This is a genomic window from Streptomyces sp. NPDC093801 (assembly GCF_040701585.1).
GTDB lineage: Bacteria > Actinomycetota > Actinomycetes > Streptomycetales > Streptomycetaceae > Streptomyces.
This window is the reverse complement of record NZ_JBFBDP010000014.1, coordinates 65084-79509: the sequence shown is the minus strand read 5'-3', so window position 1 is coordinate 79509 and position 14426 is coordinate 65084. Positions and strand designations below refer to the sequence as shown.

General features: G+C 73.3%; 21 protein-coding genes. 11 read left to right on the top strand and 10 right to left on the bottom strand.

What is annotated here, in order from left to right:
* Window positions 1-84: 84 nt before the first annotated feature.
* Window positions 85-750: an HAD-IA family hydrolase gene (locus tag AB0469_RS17970; RefSeq protein WP_366452375.1), complete on the top strand. Its 666-nt coding sequence runs from the start codon at window positions 85-87 to the stop codon at window positions 748-750.
* Here AB0469_RS17970 and AB0469_RS17965 read toward each other — a convergent pair.
* Window positions 735-1703, bottom strand: coding sequence for a patatin-like phospholipase family protein (locus AB0469_RS17965; protein WP_366452374.1), 969 nt, complete (start codon window positions 1701-1703; stop codon window positions 735-737). The two genes, AB0469_RS17970 and AB0469_RS17965, sit on opposite strands and share 16 nt — an antisense overlap.
* An 82-nt stretch (window positions 1704-1785) precedes the next feature.
* On the opposite strand from AB0469_RS17965, the gene AB0469_RS17960 reads away from it, so the two are divergent.
* The 3 genes from AB0469_RS17960 (at window position 1786) to AB0469_RS17950 (ending at window position 3046) form a co-directional block, all read left to right on the top strand.
* On the top strand, window positions 1786-2361 hold the full coding sequence (locus AB0469_RS17960) for a TetR/AcrR family transcriptional regulator (protein ID WP_366452373.1): 576 nt from the start codon (window positions 1786-1788) through the stop codon (window positions 2359-2361).
* A gap of 116 nt (window positions 2362-2477) precedes the next feature.
* Window positions 2478-2789 (top strand): DUF6247 family protein, encoded by a 312-nt coding sequence (locus tag AB0469_RS17955; protein ID WP_366452372.1) that lies wholly within the window; start codon window positions 2478-2480, stop codon window positions 2787-2789.
* On the top strand, window positions 2786-3046 hold the full coding sequence (locus AB0469_RS17950; RefSeq protein ID WP_366452371.1) for a hypothetical protein: 261 nt from the start codon (window positions 2786-2788) through the stop codon (window positions 3044-3046). The genes AB0469_RS17955 and AB0469_RS17950 overlap by 4 nt, the downstream gene beginning before the upstream one ends.
* Window positions 3047-3141: 95 nt before the next feature.
* Here AB0469_RS17950 and AB0469_RS17945 read toward each other — a convergent pair whose 3' ends face one another.
* Complete coding sequence (locus AB0469_RS17945) at window positions 3142-3924, bottom strand: MBL fold metallo-hydrolase (RefSeq protein ID WP_366452370.1); 783 nt, start codon at window positions 3922-3924, stop codon at window positions 3142-3144.
* A gap of 295 nt (window positions 3925-4219) precedes the next feature.
* Here AB0469_RS17945 and AB0469_RS17940 point away from each other — a divergent pair, with 295 nt between their 5' ends.
* On the top strand, window positions 4220-4408 hold the full coding sequence (locus AB0469_RS17940) for a hypothetical protein (protein ID WP_366452369.1): 189 nt from the start codon (window positions 4220-4222) through the stop codon (window positions 4406-4408).
* A 107-nt stretch (window positions 4409-4515) separates the two neighbouring features.
* Here AB0469_RS17940 and AB0469_RS17935 read toward each other — a convergent pair whose 3' ends face one another.
* Window positions 4516-5490: a helix-turn-helix domain-containing protein gene (locus AB0469_RS17935; protein WP_366452368.1), complete on the bottom strand. Its 975-nt coding sequence runs from the start codon at window positions 5488-5490 to the stop codon at window positions 4516-4518.
* A gap of 104 nt (window positions 5491-5594) precedes the next feature.
* Here AB0469_RS17935 and AB0469_RS17930 point away from each other — a divergent pair, with 104 nt between their 5' ends.
* Window positions 5595-6314: an HD domain-containing protein gene (locus AB0469_RS17930; RefSeq protein ID WP_366452367.1), complete on the top strand. Its 720-nt coding sequence runs from the start codon at window positions 5595-5597 to the stop codon at window positions 6312-6314.
* Window positions 6315-6465: 151 nt separating this feature from the next.
* Here the strand turns inward: AB0469_RS17930 and AB0469_RS17925 are convergent, their stop codons facing one another.
* Window positions 6466-8226, bottom strand: a complete 1761-nt coding sequence (locus AB0469_RS17925; RefSeq protein ID WP_366452366.1) for an Imm49 family immunity protein — start codon at window positions 8224-8226, stop codon at window positions 6466-6468.
* A 153-nt stretch (window positions 8227-8379) separates the two neighbouring features.
* Here AB0469_RS17925 and AB0469_RS17920 point away from each other — a divergent pair, with 153 nt between their 5' ends.
* From AB0469_RS17920 to AB0469_RS17910, 3 genes are read left to right on the top strand one after another with little or no spacing between them, the layout of a single operon-like run.
* Window positions 8380-8820, top strand: coding sequence for a hypothetical protein (locus tag AB0469_RS17920; protein ID WP_366452365.1), 441 nt, complete (start codon window positions 8380-8382; stop codon window positions 8818-8820).
* Window positions 8821-8838: 18 nt separating this feature from the next.
* Window positions 8839-9456: a TetR/AcrR family transcriptional regulator C-terminal domain-containing protein gene (locus tag AB0469_RS17915; protein ID WP_366452364.1), complete on the top strand. Its 618-nt coding sequence runs from the start codon at window positions 8839-8841 to the stop codon at window positions 9454-9456.
* Window positions 9457-9485: 29 nt separating this feature from the next.
* Complete coding sequence (locus tag AB0469_RS17910; RefSeq protein ID WP_366452363.1) at window positions 9486-10106, top strand: nucleoside/nucleotide kinase family protein; 621 nt, start codon at window positions 9486-9488, stop codon at window positions 10104-10106.
* An 88-nt stretch (window positions 10107-10194) separates the two neighbouring features.
* On the opposite strand, the gene AB0469_RS17905 is transcribed toward AB0469_RS17910, so the two are convergent.
* From AB0469_RS17905 to AB0469_RS17895, 3 genes are all read right to left on the bottom strand, one after another.
* Window positions 10195-10707, bottom strand: coding sequence for a DUF1203 domain-containing protein (locus tag AB0469_RS17905; protein WP_366452362.1), 513 nt, complete (start codon window positions 10705-10707; stop codon window positions 10195-10197).
* A 109-nt stretch (window positions 10708-10816) separates the two neighbouring features.
* Window positions 10817-11107, bottom strand: a complete 291-nt coding sequence (locus AB0469_RS17900) for a hypothetical protein (RefSeq protein WP_366452361.1) — start codon at window positions 11105-11107, stop codon at window positions 10817-10819.
* A 99-nt stretch (window positions 11108-11206) separates the two neighbouring features.
* Window positions 11207-11356: a hypothetical protein gene (locus tag AB0469_RS17895; RefSeq protein ID WP_366452360.1), complete on the bottom strand. Its 150-nt coding sequence runs from the start codon at window positions 11354-11356 to the stop codon at window positions 11207-11209.
* Between the two features lie 69 nt (window positions 11357-11425).
* Between AB0469_RS17895 and AB0469_RS17890 the strand changes: the two genes are divergently transcribed.
* Window positions 11426-11629, top strand: coding sequence for a hypothetical protein (locus AB0469_RS17890; RefSeq protein WP_366452359.1), 204 nt, complete (start codon window positions 11426-11428; stop codon window positions 11627-11629).
* Window positions 11626-11928, top strand: coding sequence for a hypothetical protein (locus tag AB0469_RS17885; protein WP_366452358.1), 303 nt, complete (start codon window positions 11626-11628; stop codon window positions 11926-11928). The genes AB0469_RS17890 and AB0469_RS17885 overlap by 4 nt, the downstream gene beginning before the upstream one ends.
* A gap of 112 nt (window positions 11929-12040) precedes the next feature.
* Here AB0469_RS17885 and AB0469_RS17880 read toward each other — a convergent pair whose 3' ends face one another.
* From AB0469_RS17880 to AB0469_RS17870, 3 genes are all read right to left on the bottom strand, one after another.
* Window positions 12041-12922 (bottom strand): helix-turn-helix transcriptional regulator, encoded by an 882-nt coding sequence (locus tag AB0469_RS17880; RefSeq protein WP_366452357.1) that lies wholly within the window; start codon window positions 12920-12922, stop codon window positions 12041-12043.
* Window positions 12923-13143: 221 nt separating this feature from the next.
* A complete protein-coding gene (locus AB0469_RS17875) occupies window positions 13144-14085 on the bottom strand; it encodes an NAD(P)-dependent oxidoreductase (RefSeq protein ID WP_366452356.1) in 942 nt (313 codons plus the stop codon).
* Window positions 14085-14381, bottom strand: a complete 297-nt coding sequence (locus AB0469_RS17870) for a phosphopantetheine-binding protein (RefSeq protein ID WP_366452355.1) — start codon at window positions 14379-14381, stop codon at window positions 14085-14087. Before AB0469_RS17870 ends, AB0469_RS17875 begins: the two co-directional genes overlap by 1 nt.
* Window positions 14382-14426 lie beyond the last annotated feature (45 nt).

Below are 14426 nucleotides of genomic sequence, written 5' to 3'. Positions count from 1 at the left end.
CCCGCCCTGCTGAAACCCGCTCGGCGATCCGCTCGGGCCTGTCCTGTGAACTGCCTGCTCAGGGCCTGATGACATGATCGAGGCGTGATCAACGAACCCGGCCGTCCCGGCGCGATGAAGTACGTCCTGTTCGATGTCGATGGCACCTTGATCGACGCCGTGGACAACCAGCGCCTGGTCTGGCGCACGTGGGCGGAGCGGTACGGACTGGATCCTGACGAGGTCTACCGAGTGGCGCTGCGGACACGGCCGATGGAAACGTTCTCGCAGGTGGCCCCGGACCAGGACCCCCGGGAGTGCCTGGCCGCACTCCACGAGCTGGAGGACGAGGACGTTCGGTCCGGTTCCTATGCGGCCTTCGACGGAGCCTTCGAACTGCTGGATGCCCTGGAACCCGGGGCGTGGGCGCTCGTCACCTCGAACTACGAGCACCGGGTACGCGGACGTTTCGCGCGGACGGGCTTGCCCGTCCCGAAGGTCGTCGTGGATGCCGCCGCCGTGGCGGAAGGCAAGCCGTCGCCGGTGCCGTACCTGCAGGCGGCCGCGCAACTCGGTGCCGACCCGCAGGACTGCCTGGTCATCGAGGACGCCCCTTCGGGGGTGGTGTCCGGGTTGCGCGCCGGGATGACGGTGTGGGGCGTCAACACCCCTGCGGCGGTGGAAGGCGTGCACCGTCACTTTGGCAGTCTGCGGGAAGCGGTCCGAGACATTCTGGCCTTGGTGTCCGGAGCCCGTCAGCCGGCCGGCTGAGGGTCCCCGGCACTCCCAGGGCCTGTCGCAGAACTCCCGTCTGCTCCGCGACTTTGACGACAGGCCCTGGAAACGCCCGCAGGGCGAGCCGGGGCACTTCGGTCCCGGCGGTGCGGGGCGGGCCGCCAGTGCGCGCGCAGGGCTGCCGCTGCCGCGGCGGCCCCGGCCTCGCCCGCCTGGTAGGCGGCCGCCCATGCCTGAGGATCGCTCCGCTCGGAGTCCAGCAGGCGGGCCGTGGCCGCATCGGGGGCCACGAGGTGGACGTCGTCGCCCGCGGGGCGGGGGTGGCGGTGGGCGAGCGGGTCGATGACCACCACGGTGCGGGCACCCGCCGCCAAATCGACGTTGGTGCCGTCACGCAGGGCGCCGTCCAGGCAGCGGCGGCCGCCGACGGCGACGGGCGGCTCGACTCCGGGGAAGGCGCTGGACGCGGCGACCGCGTGTGCCAGTGGGACGCCCGCGGCGGCGTCCCACACGACCGGCTCGCCCGTCTCGGCGTCAACAGCCGGGATGAGCAGGGGCAGCGACGGCCAGTCCTCGGCGGCGATCAATGCGGCACGCTGGGCGATCAGGCGGCCCTCCGCCTCCGCGTCGACCGTCTCCAGGGCGATCCGGCCCACCCGGCGCCGGGCATCGGCGGGGTCCAGACCCCGGTCCCCGAGGACGGCGAGTACCGCCCCCATCACGGCCCGGTCGGGACGGCGCGGCGCGGACGACGCCTCGGCGGGAGGCCGGGCCGGGAGGGCGGCGAGACGGCTCGGGTCCTGCCCGGTGGCGAGGACCGCACCGACGATCGCCCCGGCGGAGGTCCCCACGATGAGGTCCGCCCCGCCCAGGTCCACCCCCGAGCCGCGCAGGCCCGCCGCGAGTCCCGCCGTCCATGCGGTGCCCAGACGCCCGCCGGGCCCGAGGACCAGAGCCTGTCCGAGGTCGTGCCTGCCGTCGGTCCCCATGCTTCTCCGCCCGTTGTTGAAACACCTGTGTCATATACTGGCACGGATCGTGATCGTGGATCGGGTGAGAGGAACGTGCACCGTGGGACGACCTGCCGATCCCGGCCGGCGCGACCGTGTGCTGGGGCGGGCCACCGACCACGTACTCGCCGAGGGGCTGGCCGGGCTGAGCCTTCGTCCGCTGGCCGCGGCACTGGGTTCCAGCCCCCGGATGCTGCTCTACGACTTCGGCAGCAAGCAGGAACTGGTGGCCGCCGTTCTCGCCGAGGCACGCCGACGCGGCGCGGAGCGGCTCACCCACGGCCTGCCGCCGAGCGGCTCCACCGTCGAGGAGCGGCTGCGCGGCATCTGGGCCTGGCTGAGCGCGCCCGAGCGCGCCCCGTTCGTCCGGCTGTTCTTCGAAGTCCACGCCGACCTGCTGGCCCACCCCGAGAACTACCCGGACCAGGCCGGAGCCGTCACCGACTGGTTCGATCCCCTGCGCACCGTCTTCGCCGACATCAGCACCGGCGACGACGACACCTCGACCCCCACCCTCGTCATGGCCGTCATCCGCGGCCTGCTCTTCGACCTCACCACCACGGGCGAACGCGAGCGCACCGACCGCGCCCTGGAGCAGTTCGCCACCCTCCTGCGCGCACCCGTGGCCAACACCTGAGCCGAAGGGCCGCGCCGCTTGCCGACGTCGGCATTCCGAGTGCGGTGGGCGAAGGCGGTCGTGTCCGAGGACGCGTCGTTCTACGGTGGTGGCAGCACCTGCCGCAGGAGGAGCCGATGAGCGCGCAGCCCGACCACACGCCCGCACCCGCCGTGGCGTACGCGCCCGCGCCGGGCGCGCCGGCTGAACTCCTCGGCCGGCTGCGCGCGGACCGTCGTGCGCGGCAGTGGGTGCCGGCGTTCGAGGGCGAGTGGGCGGCGGCGCTGGAGGAGTCGCGGCGCACGTTCTCCCTGACCACCCTCTACGAGGTGGTGCAGGTCTGGCAGGCGCGCCTCGCATCCGCCCCCGAGGTCGACGCGTTCGTGGCCTCCGGCCTCGACGAGAGCGGTTTCGTGGACATGGCCGAGCTGCGGGGCCGGCACCGGTGAGCCCTCAGCCGTATGCGGTCCGCCTCTCGGTACGGGCCGCGAAGGTCCTCGCCGCGCTCCCCGAGCGCGCGGAGGAGTCGGTGTGGGCCCTGCTCGACGCGGCGGCGGCCGCCCCGTGGGGCTTCGGCCGGTGGGACACCACCGACCCCGAGGGCGAGGACGTCCGCATCGCGTCCGCGGGCCGGCTGTCCGTCGTCTACTTCGTCAACCGGCCGCAGCGGCGCCTGTCCGTCCTGGACGTCGTCTGGCTCGGCTGACCGAGCCGCGTCACCGTGCCGATGCCGCGGCCCACCCCTGCGGGCGGGGCGCGCCGAAGTCGGTGCGGGTCCGGCTCGCGCGGACGGGCACCTCCTCAGGAATCGGCCCGGCCGATGGCGAAGGTGGTGCCGGGGGCGGCGTGGTCGACGGGACCGCCGAACCGCGCCGCGGCACGTGCCACCGCTTGCCGCGGCGTGAGGAAGCGGCCGACGTGCGTGACGATCAGCCGGCCCGCCCCGGCCGCGCGGGCTGTGTCGCCGGCGTCCTCGGGCGTGTGGTGAACCTGTTCGCCCTCGACCGGGGCCCGTGCGCTCTCGGCTTCGCACAGCAGCGCGTCGCATCCCCCGGCCAGCTCCGTGAGGCTCGGGCACGGTGCCGTGTCTCCGGAGTACACCAGCGACGTGCCTGCCGCCTCGATGCGTACGGCGAAGGCCGGAACGCCGTGCGACACCGCCCGGGTGGTGAGTCGGAGCGAGCCGACGACCGCTTGGTGCCCGTCGTGCAGCTCGGATATCGCGAAGGCGGATTCGACCGGGCTGCGAGCCGGAGTGTGGGTGAGGAAGCCGGCCAGCCGGTCGGCGGTTCCGGGCGGACCGTAGAGGGGGATCGGCGCGGCGAGGTCGATGTCCGCGTACAGGGCGCCGTAGTAGGCGGTGAGCAGGTCAGCGCTGTGATCGGCGTGCAGGTGCGAGATCCAGATCGCATCGAGCTCATCCAGCCGCACGTGCCGCTGGAGCGGGCCGAGCGTCCCGCTGCCCGCGTCGACCCAGATACGGGTGTCCCCGCTCGACACCAGATAGCCGGAGCACGGATTGTCCATGCTCGGGTAGGGCGTGGCAGAGCCCAGGACCGTGAGGTGGAGAAGCGCGTCGCTCATTCCGGGATCCTAGAACGCGCGATCCGCACGTCGTGACGATTTCCGGCGATGGCCGGCCTGGTCTTCGCGTCCTTCACGGACCTGCTGGACACCACGTCGCCGGACTGCTGCCCCGTACCGACCACCGGGCATGGTCACCCCCTGGCCGACCCCGTGCAACAGCGCCGGCCGCGGCCCACCGCCTTTCACCCGGACGGCCTACAAGCCCTCGCGGCGAGGGTGTGCGCGGCTCAGCCTGGCGTCACTGAGGTCTCTGCCGCCGTATCCCGTGATCACTGACCTTCCGGGAGGCGCCATGGTCGTGACAGCCCTGGTCCTGTCGCTCGTGGTCCTGCTGATGCCGTTCGGACTGGACGCCTTCGAGAACTTCCTGTTCCCCCGGCCCCCTGCCCCCGATGGGACGGAAGCCCCCCAGGCGACCGTGACCGACCCTCCCGAACACGAAGGGCAGGGCCTCCGGTACGACCTGCCCGGAACCGTCTGATGCCCTCGGGGCGTCCGGGCCGCCGATGTGGCGCGGGCTCGTCCCGAACCGGGCCGGCCGCCGTGCGGGCAGGTGCGGACGGACGGTCCCGCACCGGGAGGGGCCGCTCAAGGCCCGCCGCCGGGGGCCTGCTGCCGGAAGGCGGCACGGTAGGCATGGGGAGAGGTGCCGGTGTGGCGGGTGAAGTGGTGGCGCAGGGCCGCCGGTGAACCGAATCCCGTCCGGTCGGCGAGGAGCGTGACGGGCAGGTCGGTGGTCTCCAGCAGCTGCCGGGCCCGGTGGATCCGGGCGTGCAGGAGCCACTGCAGCGGAGTGGTTCCGGTCTGGGCACGGAACCAGCGGTTGAGGGTGCGGACGCTGATCCTGGCGTGGCCGGCGATGTCCGCGAGCGTGAGCGGCCGGTCGAGGACGCCCTCCATCCAGTGCATGACGGGCTGTAGCGCGCTGGGTTCGGTCGGGGCCGCAGGGCGCTCGATGTACTGGGCCTGGCCACCGTCGCGTTGGAGGGGCATGACGATGCGGCGGGCGGTGGCGGCGGCGAGCGCCGCGCCGAGGTCGCGGCGCACGAGATGGAGGCACAGGTCGAGTCCGGCGGCCACCCCGGCCGAAGTGATCAGCCGGCCGTGATCGACGAAGAGCACGGCGGGGTCGACGTCGACGCGCGGATGGCGGCGGGCGAACTCGTCGGCGTACTGCCAGTGCGTGGTGGCGCGGTACCCGTCCAGCAGGCCGGTGGCGGCCAGCGTGAAGGCGCCGACGCACACCGAGGCCAGACGTGCCCCCCGGGCCGCCGCCCGCTCCAGCGCATCGGTGACGGTCGAGGGCGGCTGGGCCAGGAAGCCGGCGTGGGCGGGGATGACGACGGTGTGGGCGCCGACGAGGCCCTTGAGACCGTACGGGGTGTCGATCCGGAAGGCGCCGTGCTCGGGGGAGGTCGTGGCGCTGCCCCCGGGAGCGCAGACCCGCATCTCGTAGTGCACGGTGCCGGCGGCCTCGTTGGCCGCCCCGAAGACCTGGCCGGGCGTGGCCAGTTCGAAGGGGACGACACCGTCGAGCGCGAGTACGGCCACCCCGAGAGTCATGGCCAGAATTTAGCGCAGGACGGCATTCCGGCCGCTGGCCGGGTGGCGCGCGGGGCCGCACGATCGAGGACGTTCCCCTTCCGCACACCTGAGGAGTTGCCGCCATGGTGGTCGCCCTGCCCGCCGTCTACGACGCGTTCGACCTGCCCCGGACGGACTTGACCGCCCGCGCCCTGCGCTTCGCCGAGGAGGCGGAGCCCGCGGTGATCTTCCGCCACAGCGTCCGCAGCTATCTCTTCGCCCGGGCGCTCGCGGACCACGACGGCATGGAAGCCGGAGCGGACTTCGACGACGAGCTGGTGTTCCTGGGCTGTGTCCTGCACGACCTGGGGTTGTCGGAACGGGGCAACGGCGACCAGCGGTTCGAGGTGGACGGTGCGGATCTGGCAGCCCGCTTCCTGCGCGAACAGGGCGCCGGCGAGGAGGCCGTGGCCGTGGTGTGGGACGCCGTCGCCCTGCACACGTCGGAGGGCATCGCCTCCCGCAAGGGGCCGGAGATCGCCCTGGCCCATGCCGGCATCACGGTGGACGTGCTGGGCCGGGGCAAGGAGCTCCTGCCGGAGGGGTTCGCCGACCGCGTGCACGCCGCGTTCCCCCGCGCCGACCTCGCCCACGCCATGACGGACGTGATCGTCCGGCAGGCGTTGGACAACCCCGCCAAGGCCGGCCCGCTCGGCTTCCCCGGCCAGCTGCTGCGCCACCACGTGCCGGCCGGCGCGCTGCCCGACTGGTACGACCTGATCGACGCGGCCGGCTGGGGAGACCGGCCCACCACCGCCCGGCACGACGGGCCCCTTCAGGAGCGGGCCGCCGAATCCGGGTGACCGTCCCGCCGGCGGCCGGCGGTACCGGGACCCGGCCGCACGGGCGCGCGGCGGCTGCTACCGGGATCGTGCTCCGGACGACCGTCGCCGCATACGTCCACGTCCTGTTCGCCGGGGCACGCGCACCACCGTCGAGGCCGTCGGCCCGAGCTCACCGCAGAAGCGGTTCAGCAGCCCGCAGGACGTCCTCGGGCAGGTAGGGGGAGTCCACGCGGATGGACCAGCCCCGGCGGCGCGCGTGGCAGGCCAGGGCGAGGACGTCGAGGTTGACGGAGACGTCCGGGCCGTCGTCGCGGTCGGCGACCTGGTGGTGGGCTCGGTGGGCTTCGAGCGCGTCGGCCAGGGCGAGGTTGAAGCTTTCCTCGTCACCCTCGACGAGCTGCGACAGCAGCACGGCCGGCGGCATCGCGAAGCCCCAGTCCCTGGCCTTCTCGGCCTCCAGCAGCGCCCGCCGCGCGGCCGCTTCGGGCTCGGCGCCCTTCAGGTAGGCGTGGAGCGCTTCGCGGTACGCGGTGAAGGCGGAGCCGTCCGGGTGGGCGAAGGCGGGGCCGGTGAGGAGCAGCGGGGCCAGGTCCTCGCGCACGCCCGTGATCAGGGCGAAGTTGGTGGCCCGCTGCCAGTTCCCGGGACCGGCCTTGTCGCTCCGCTCGGCCGTGTACCGCAGCGTGCGGCCGCCGACGGTCACCTCGGTCTCGGTGACCGGCTCCGCCAGGGCGAGGCGGAACAGGGCCGCCCCGAGACCCGAGGCCAGCCGGAGCGTCGCGTGCTGGGCCTCCGCGACGTCGCCGGGATCCCCCGCCCGCCACTTGAAGAGGCGCTCCTGATCGGCCATCAGGCTGCCGAGGTGCCACACGGCGAGGGGCTGTCCGTCGACGGGGGTGAGGGCCTCGCGCACGCGCTCCTCGTACCGGGCCTCGATCGACGAGAGGTCTCCCCGCCCGCACTCCGGCCGCTCGACGACCAGCGGGCCCGAGGCCAGCGCGGCGACCGCGTCCGGCCGGCGGGCGCGGCCGAACCCGGCGACCCGCGGGGCCCGGCTCTCGAAGCCCGTCACCAGGGCGTGCGGGAGGTAGTCGGTGCGTACGGCCGGTGCCCAGCCCAGCGTCCGGTACGCGAGCGCGGCGAGCGCGATCGGAACGAGGGGGAGCAGACTGCTCGCGCCGGCCGCGGGCCCCTGCGCGGCGGCATGCCCCACCAGCAGCTCGGCGAGCGTGGCGTCGAAGGCCGTCCGGTCCTCGACGAGCAGCGCGCGCAGCGCGCGGAGCGCCGCCGTCTCCGGCCGGTCCGGGAGCGGCTCACCGCTCTGCGCGGCGCGGCTGCGGACACGGTCCAGGGCGGCGTCGACGGCGGCCAGCCTGGCCTGCGCGCTCGGCGGGTACTCCCCGTCGCCGGCGTCGTCCAGGACCACGGCCATCAGCCCGGTCGCGAGCTCGCCGCCGGGGGTGCCCTGCGCCTGGTCGGCGAACTTCCGCCGGGCGAAGTGGAAGGCCTCGCCGTGCCACGTGGCCTTGTCCCTGAGGACGGCGAGGCACAGCGCGTCGGTCCAGGCGCCGGCCGTGACGCTCTCCTGGGGGGCGTCCTCACCCGGGTCGTAGCCGATGCCGAAGTTCACGTAGTCCAGGAAGACGTGGAAGCTGCAGTGGGGGTGGTAGGCGGCGTAGGCCACGGCGCCGGCAGCGGCCTCGGAGGCGTCCTTGAGGGCGGCCTTCGCCTCCGGGGTGTCGAGGTCCGGCGTCGCGACGGAGAGGGCGCCCAGGTAGTCGAGGAACTCGTCGGCGATCGCCTGCCAGGCGTGGACGGCCATCCGGCCGCCCCGCGACATGGACCGCACACGCCCGCCGATGCGGTTCGCGAAGTCCTCGCGCGCTGCGGACACGACGGCCCCGTCCATCTGGTGACGCTCTATCAGCATTGCTCTGCTCCTCGGTCGGTCTCTCCAGCACCCTAGGCGCAGGCTCTGACAGGCCCGGTCGTCCGGTGGGTCCACCGCTGCGGACGACCGGTGCGTACGATGTAAGCTTACGTCGTACGCAAACTGCTGTGCGCGACCTCGAAGGGGAGTCCCATGCGTCCCATGCACGCGTTCGCCGTGGCCATGCCGCTCGTCTGGCTGGCCTGGCTGGCACTGACCGAGTGGGTGCCGATGTTCCCGCTGAACGACCTGAGAGACGACAACCACCGCGAACGCCTGGGCGACGCGGCCCTCAACTACCCGGTACCGCTGCTCATCTCCGCCGGCGTCGCCGCCGGCTGCGAAGGGACCCGGATCGCGTCCCTCGTGCTGTGCGTGCTGGTCCTCGTGGGGCACGTGGCGAGCTGGTGGCTGCCGTACTTCGGGATCAGTACACAGGCGCAGCGGGACTCCTACGCGCGGGACTACGCCCGCACCCTCAAGATCCTGCCCACCCGGGGCCGCACGGTCGTCCCCGACGTCCAGCACCTCGTGGTCGGCGTCCTGACCCTGGCCATGACCGGCACCACCCTGGCCGTCACGGCGAGTGGGTGAGTCTGCCACCCTGAGGGCATGACTCAGGCTTCACGACCCGGCCGGGGAGGCCGGCCCGCACAGATCAGCGTGGACCGGATCACCCGCGCGGCCATCGACCTCCTCGACCGGGAAGGCGCGGACGCGCTCACCATGCGACGCCTGGGCACGCACCTCGGGGTGGCCGCGATGTCCCTCTACCGCCACCTCCCCAGCCGTGACGCCGTCATCTCCAAGGTCGTCGACCACCTCTTCACCACCGCCCTGACCGGCCTCGACACCGCCGGAGCCTGGCCCCGGGCGCTGACCGACTTCGCCACCGCCTACCGGCGCATGCTCCTGGACCACCCCCACGCCGTGCCCCTGCTGGCCACCCACCCCGTCGACCCCGACACCGCCCGGCCCCTCCTGGCACCCCTGCTCCGGTGCTTCACCACCGCCGGCATCGATACCGACGACGCACTGATCCGCATCCAGTCCGTCGGCGTCTACACCCTGGGCCACGCACTGGCCCAGGTCGGCCGCCCGCCCGGCACCGGAGCCTCCGAGGACGAACCGGCAGCCGCCCCGGAGGCCGACGAGTACTACCGGCGCTGGTTCGAAACCGGCCTGCACGCCATGATCAGCGGCTTCGACACCGGCCGACCACTCCCCTGACGGCTCTGTCCCTCGGGCAGGATGGAGGGATGCGGACGACGGAACCGGTATCGAGGGCCGAGGCGCTGGCCGCCACGGGCGGGCGGCGCCTCCTGGGCATCGCGGGACCCCCGGGGGCCGGGAAGTCGACACTGGCCGCCCGGATCGCGGAAGCACTGGGGCCGGAGAGGGCCGTGGTGGTGCCGATGGACGGCTTCCACCTCGCGCAGGCCGTGCTGGAGCGCACGGGCCGCGCCGACCGCAAGGGCGCCCCGGACACCTTCGACGCCGCCGGCTACGTGGCCCTGCTGCGGCGGCTGCGCCCGCCGCGGCAGGGGCCCACGGTGTACGCGCCCGCCTTCGACCGCCGCCTGGAGGAGCCGATTGCGGGCAGCATCCCCGTCGCCCCGGACGTACCGCTGGTGATCACCGAGGGGAACTACCTGCTGCACGACGCGGGGGAGTGGGCCTCGGTACGGCCGCTGCTGGACGAGGCCTGGTACCTCGACCCGGCCGAACCCCTGCGCCTGGACCGGCTGATCGCCCGCCACGTCGAGCACGGCAAGGACCCGGCCCACGCACGCGCCTGGGTGGCCCGGTCGGACGAGGCCAACGCCCGACTCGTCGCCCTGGGCCGCCACCGCGCCGACCTCGTCATCGACACCGGCTGAGGGAACGGGGACGGCCGCACACGGAACCCGGACCGGGCCGCGCCCCCGCACCGACACCGTGCCGGGGACGGGCCGGACCGCCTCGCCGTCAGGGCCTGCGCACCTCGTACAGGAAACAGCCGTACTCCACTGCCCGTACGTGTACGAGGGCGACGTCGGGTGAGGCGAAGGCCGTGCGCAGGGCCTGTTCCACGGCCTCCTGTGACCGGGTGGGACCGTCCGGCAGCCGTACGACCGCGCCGCCCGTGATGTGGCCCTCACCGTTGTAGCGGCGGAACGCGCGCAGCGCTCCGGTCTCGGCGAACGGCTGACCGGAATCCGGATCCGGCCCCTCGCACCGGCCGGTGTGGATGAAGACGGGGCCGGTCTCGTCATAGGCCCCCGGGTCGCAGCCCACTTCCGCCGCCCACCTGCGCAGCGGGGCGTAGGACACGAGTGAGATCCGCTCCTCGGCGCGGCCGCGCCGCAGGCAGCAGCGCAGAGGTGCTCCTGCCGCGTCGTACGCGTAGGGACGGGGGACGACGCCGGCGTCGTCGCGGTCGCGGAGCTCCCGCAGGACGTGCGCAGTGATGGCCGACGGGTGAGGGGTCGATGTGGTCATGTGCCCAGCCTGCGGGGCGGAGTCCGCCGACGCTGGCCGAAATCCGACCACACGCTCGATCGGGGCCGCTGGTCGTCGACCGGTGGGGGTCATCGGGGTGCGGGAGGGGTCAGTCCTCGTCGTCGGCGATGAACTGCATGTCGTCGAGGACCGCCACGACGATGACGATCATGACGCCTTCGAGGATGCCGTACTCGATCAGCAGGGACTCGGCGACCATCGCCTTGCGGCTGTAGTCGTCGGGGCCGATGGGGGCGGAGTACTTGGTGTAGGGGTCGCGGGCGAGGACGCGGATGCCGCGTGCGAGCTGGGCCTGCCGCTCCTCGGGGAGGGTGTCGCGCACGGCGGCGGCGGACTCGGTGAACTCGACGCGGTACGTGGGGCGGCCGGGCTGGGGCATGGGCGGGTCTCCTGCGGGGCTTCGTCTCGTCTCACGGTACCGGCCCGCGCGGGGTGCGCGGGCCGGGGTCGCGAGGCTGGGCGGCCGTCCGCGGGCGCGTCAGTGGGCCCAGGGGAGTCGTACGAGTCGTACGGCTTCGGTCTCCGGGTCGGCGAGGAGGGCTTCGACGAGTGGGGGCGGGTCCACGAGCCGGGTGCGCCTGGCAGCAAACTGCAGCCCCAGCGGCAGTTTGCTGGCGTCGCGAGCCATTGGAGGGGGCTTCCGCGGATGACAGATTTCCACCTGTCACCAGCACGACGGACTCACTCGGAGGAAGACATGAACACCCAGCTCACCACCCGTGCCAAGGCTGCCGCCGTCCTGATCGGCCTCTGTACGGCCCTTGCGCTGGGCGTCGTGGCCGCCACCGAGGAGCCGGCCGCGCGGGCCGAGAACGGCTGGCAGTCGACGCCCGCCACCGCCGTCCTCGCGAACGGCTGGCAGGTCGCCCCCCTGGACAAGTCCGAGAACGGCTGGCAGTGACCGCCCGTCTGGAGCACCGCGCGCCGGTCCGCAACCGACAGATCGAGCTGGTGGCGCGCGCCGGCTCGGCGGCCATCGCCGAAGGCGCGCCGCTGAGCGTGGTCCGCTGGCTCGCGTTGCTGCCCGCCGCCTGGCAGGCGCAGTTCCACGGCCTGGGGGACGACGGGCTCTCGATCGTCCTGCGGTTCTCGCGGGACGGGGACGTAGCGGTGTCGCGCGCCTGCGCCGAGGCGCGGCGCGCGCTGAGCGATCCCGCCATGGACGGCTGGGAGTTCCTGTCGTGCCGTGAGGTCGGGTGAGGCGCGCGGCGCGGGCGTACGAAGCAGGGCCTGATCCACTGGGTGCAGTGGTCAGGCCCCTTTTGTCATGCGCGCATTTCGTGGTGCGCGGGGTGCGGTACGGACCGTACGGCTACATCCAGCCGCGGTCTTTGGCGAGCATGGCCGCCTGGAAGCGGTTCGACGCCCCCAGCCGCAGGAGGAGGTCGGCCACGTGCCGTCGGAAGGTGCGGATGGAGATCCCCATCTCGCGGGCCGCGATCTCGTCCTTGTCGAACCGCGAGAGCAGGGTCAGCACCTCGCGGTCGGTCTCGGTGATGGTGTCGCAGGCCCCGCCGCCGTCCTTGCCGGGGAGGGTTTCCGCCGAGGCCCACACCTTCTCGAAGAGGGCCACCATGTTGGACACGAGTCCGCTCTGGCGGACCAGGAGCGCCCCGCGGGCGCTGTCGGCGGGGTCGAGCGGTACGACCGCGGTGGCCCGGTCGTAGATGACCATCCGGTCCATGACCTTCTCGACCACTCTGAACTGTGCCCCCAGGTCGGCCATCTCGTAGAGGTAGCCGCGGGTGGCGGAGTCTTCCAGCGCTGTGCGCAGGACCACCGTCCTCATGGTGATCCCGCGCCTGATACATCGGAGGTCGAGCGGGCGGGCGGCCTCGATGAAGGCCGGTGTGAGGGGCCCGTCGGGCTGCAGCGCGGACATCTCCTCGCGGGCGAAGAAGGCGAGGTCGTCCAGCCGGGCCCGGATCTCGGCGAGTCCGTCGATCCGCTCGATCCCGCCGGCCGGGCTCTCCGGACGGTCCGCCGCGCGCGCCTCCTCCACCAGTTCGGGGATGAGCGAGCGGGCCGAGGAGACCAGCCGCAGCTGTTCGTTGAGCTCGCCCAGCCGCTGCTCGATCAGGCGCTCGATCCCGAGCGCGGGGTCGATCGCGACCCATCGTCCCTCACCGGCGTCCCGGACCAGTTTGTGCCGGCACAGACTGCGCAGTGCGGAGTCCGCTTCGTCCCGGCTCATCCCCAGTTTCTCGCCCGCCGCTTCGGGGCCGAAATCCGGTGTGCGAAGGAAGTGCCGATAAACGCTTTCCTCGCCCCGGCTCAGTCCCAGACTCATCAGACTCACGATGCATTCCCCCCTGCAGGTCTGAGAATTCCAGCGCGGATGCTACCGCAGGGGGTCTATTTTGGAAATGTAATTTCACATTGTGGAATAACATGCAAACGGTGAAGACTGCCTGGTCAGGCGGTGAGCTTGAGCCGCTCCAGCGGGGCCAGCGCCTCGTCCAGGAGCTCGACCACCCGCTCCCCGATGCGGCGCTGGGCCTCCCGGGTCAGTGCCCCGATGTGCGGCGTCAGCACCACGTTGTCCAGCGCCGCCAGTTCGGTGGGCGCGCCCTCCCGGAGCAGTACGTCGGTCGCCGCTCCCGCGAGCGCCCCGGAGCGCAGCGCCTCCAGCAGGGCCTCCTCGTCGACCGTCCCTCCCCGGGCCACGTTCACCAGGTACGAGTCCGGCTTCATCAGGGCCAGTTCGGCGCGGCCGATCAGCCCGCGGGTGTCCGCCGTCAGCGGCACGGACAGGCAGACGACGTCCGCCGCGGGCAGCAGCTCGCCCAGGGCCGCCAGCCGGATCCCCCGTTCGGCCAGCTGCCGCGCCCGGTCGCGCCCGGGGCGGGCGACCGCCACGGCCACCTCCATGCCGAACCCCTGGGCCAGCGACGCGATCCGCGATCCGATGCCGCCGAAACCGATCAGCCCGAGCGTCTTGCCGCGGAGCTCGCTCCCCATCAGCCCCTGCTTGTGCCACACGGTGGACCGGGTGTGCCGGTCCCCCACCACGATCCGGCGGCACACGGCGAGCATCAGCCCGAGCGCCAGCTCGGCCACCGCGTCGCTGGAGCCGCCGGGCACGTTGCGCACCTCGACCCCGGCCCGGGCGGCCGCCGCGAGGTCGATGTTGTCCAGCCCCACGCCGGCCCGGATCACCGTCCGCAGGCGGGGCGCGGCGGAGATCACCTCCTCCGTCACCCGCACCCCGGCCCGCAGGACCAGGGCGTCCGCGGTCCGGGCGAGCTCCACGAGCCGGCCGGGGTCGGGCTTGGGGTGCAGGGCCACCTGGTAGCGGCGGCGCAGGTCGTGCAGCGCGTCGGGGTGGATCGGGTCCACCATCAGTACGCGGGCCATCAGACGGCCGTCACCAGGACGCGGCCCGGGGCCGGGGCGGCGACGTGCAGGGCGAAGTCGGCCAGCGTGTCGGTGTCGAACAGCTCGTGCACGGAGGGCCGGGTGCCGGTGACCCGCTCCACGCCGGCGCAGATCCGGGAGGCGAGCATCGACGTGCCGCCCAGCTCGAAGAAGTTGTCGTCCCGCCCGACCGGGCGGACCTGGAGCGCCTCTTCCCAGAGCCGGACCAGCGCGGCCTCGGTCTCGTTGGCGGCGGGCACGGCGGGGGCGTCGGTGAACAGTCGGCGGTCGTCCATGGTTTCCTCCGGGGAGTGTGGTGTGCGCGAGTGGGGTGAACGGAA

Coding starts and splice junctions, on each gene's coding strand:
- AB0469_RS17940 (WP_366452369.1), top strand. CDS start 4,220: ATGGTCGTGACAGCCCTGGTCCTGTCGCTCGTGGTCCTGCTGATGCCG.
- AB0469_RS17945 (WP_366452370.1), bottom strand. CDS start 3,924: ATGAGCGACGCGCTTCTCCACCTCACGGTCCTGGGCTCTGCCACGCCC.
- AB0469_RS17915 (WP_366452364.1), top strand. CDS start 8,839: ATGACTCAGGCTTCACGACCCGGCCGGGGAGGCCGGCCCGCACAGATC.
- AB0469_RS17965 (WP_366452374.1), bottom strand. CDS start 1,703: ATGGGGACCGACGGCAGGCACGACCTCGGACAGGCTCTGGTCCTCGGG.
- AB0469_RS17890 (WP_366452359.1), top strand. CDS start 11,426: ATGAACACCCAGCTCACCACCCGTGCCAAGGCTGCCGCCGTCCTGATC.
- AB0469_RS17920 (WP_366452365.1), top strand. CDS start 8,380: ATGCGTCCCATGCACGCGTTCGCCGTGGCCATGCCGCTCGTCTGGCTG.
- AB0469_RS17880 (WP_366452357.1), bottom strand. CDS start 12,922: ATGAGCCGGGACGAAGCGGACTCCGCACTGCGCAGTCTGTGCCGGCAC.
- AB0469_RS17935 (WP_366452368.1), bottom strand. CDS start 5,490: ATGACTCTCGGGGTGGCCGTACTCGCGCTCGACGGTGTCGTCCCCTTC.
- AB0469_RS17905 (WP_366452362.1), bottom strand. CDS start 10,707: ATGACCACATCGACCCCTCACCCGTCGGCCATCACTGCGCACGTCCTG.
- AB0469_RS17930 (WP_366452367.1), top strand. CDS start 5,595: ATGGTGGTCGCCCTGCCCGCCGTCTACGACGCGTTCGACCTGCCCCGG.
- AB0469_RS17910 (WP_366452363.1), top strand. CDS start 9,486: ATGCGGACGACGGAACCGGTATCGAGGGCCGAGGCGCTGGCCGCCACG.
- AB0469_RS17895 (WP_366452360.1), bottom strand. CDS start 11,356: ATGGCTCGCGACGCCAGCAAACTGCCGCTGGGGCTGCAGTTTGCTGCC.
- AB0469_RS17925 (WP_366452366.1), bottom strand. CDS start 8,226: ATGCTGATAGAGCGTCACCAGATGGACGGGGCCGTCGTGTCCGCAGCG.
- AB0469_RS17900 (WP_366452361.1), bottom strand. CDS start 11,107: ATGCCCCAGCCCGGCCGCCCCACGTACCGCGTCGAGTTCACCGAGTCC.
- AB0469_RS17955 (WP_366452372.1), top strand. CDS start 2,478: ATGAGCGCGCAGCCCGACCACACGCCCGCACCCGCCGTGGCGTACGCG.
- AB0469_RS17870 (WP_366452355.1), bottom strand. CDS start 14,381: ATGGACGACCGCCGACTGTTCACCGACGCCCCCGCCGTGCCCGCCGCC.
- AB0469_RS17875 (WP_366452356.1), bottom strand. CDS start 14,085: ATGGCCCGCGTACTGATGGTGGACCCGATCCACCCCGACGCGCTGCAC.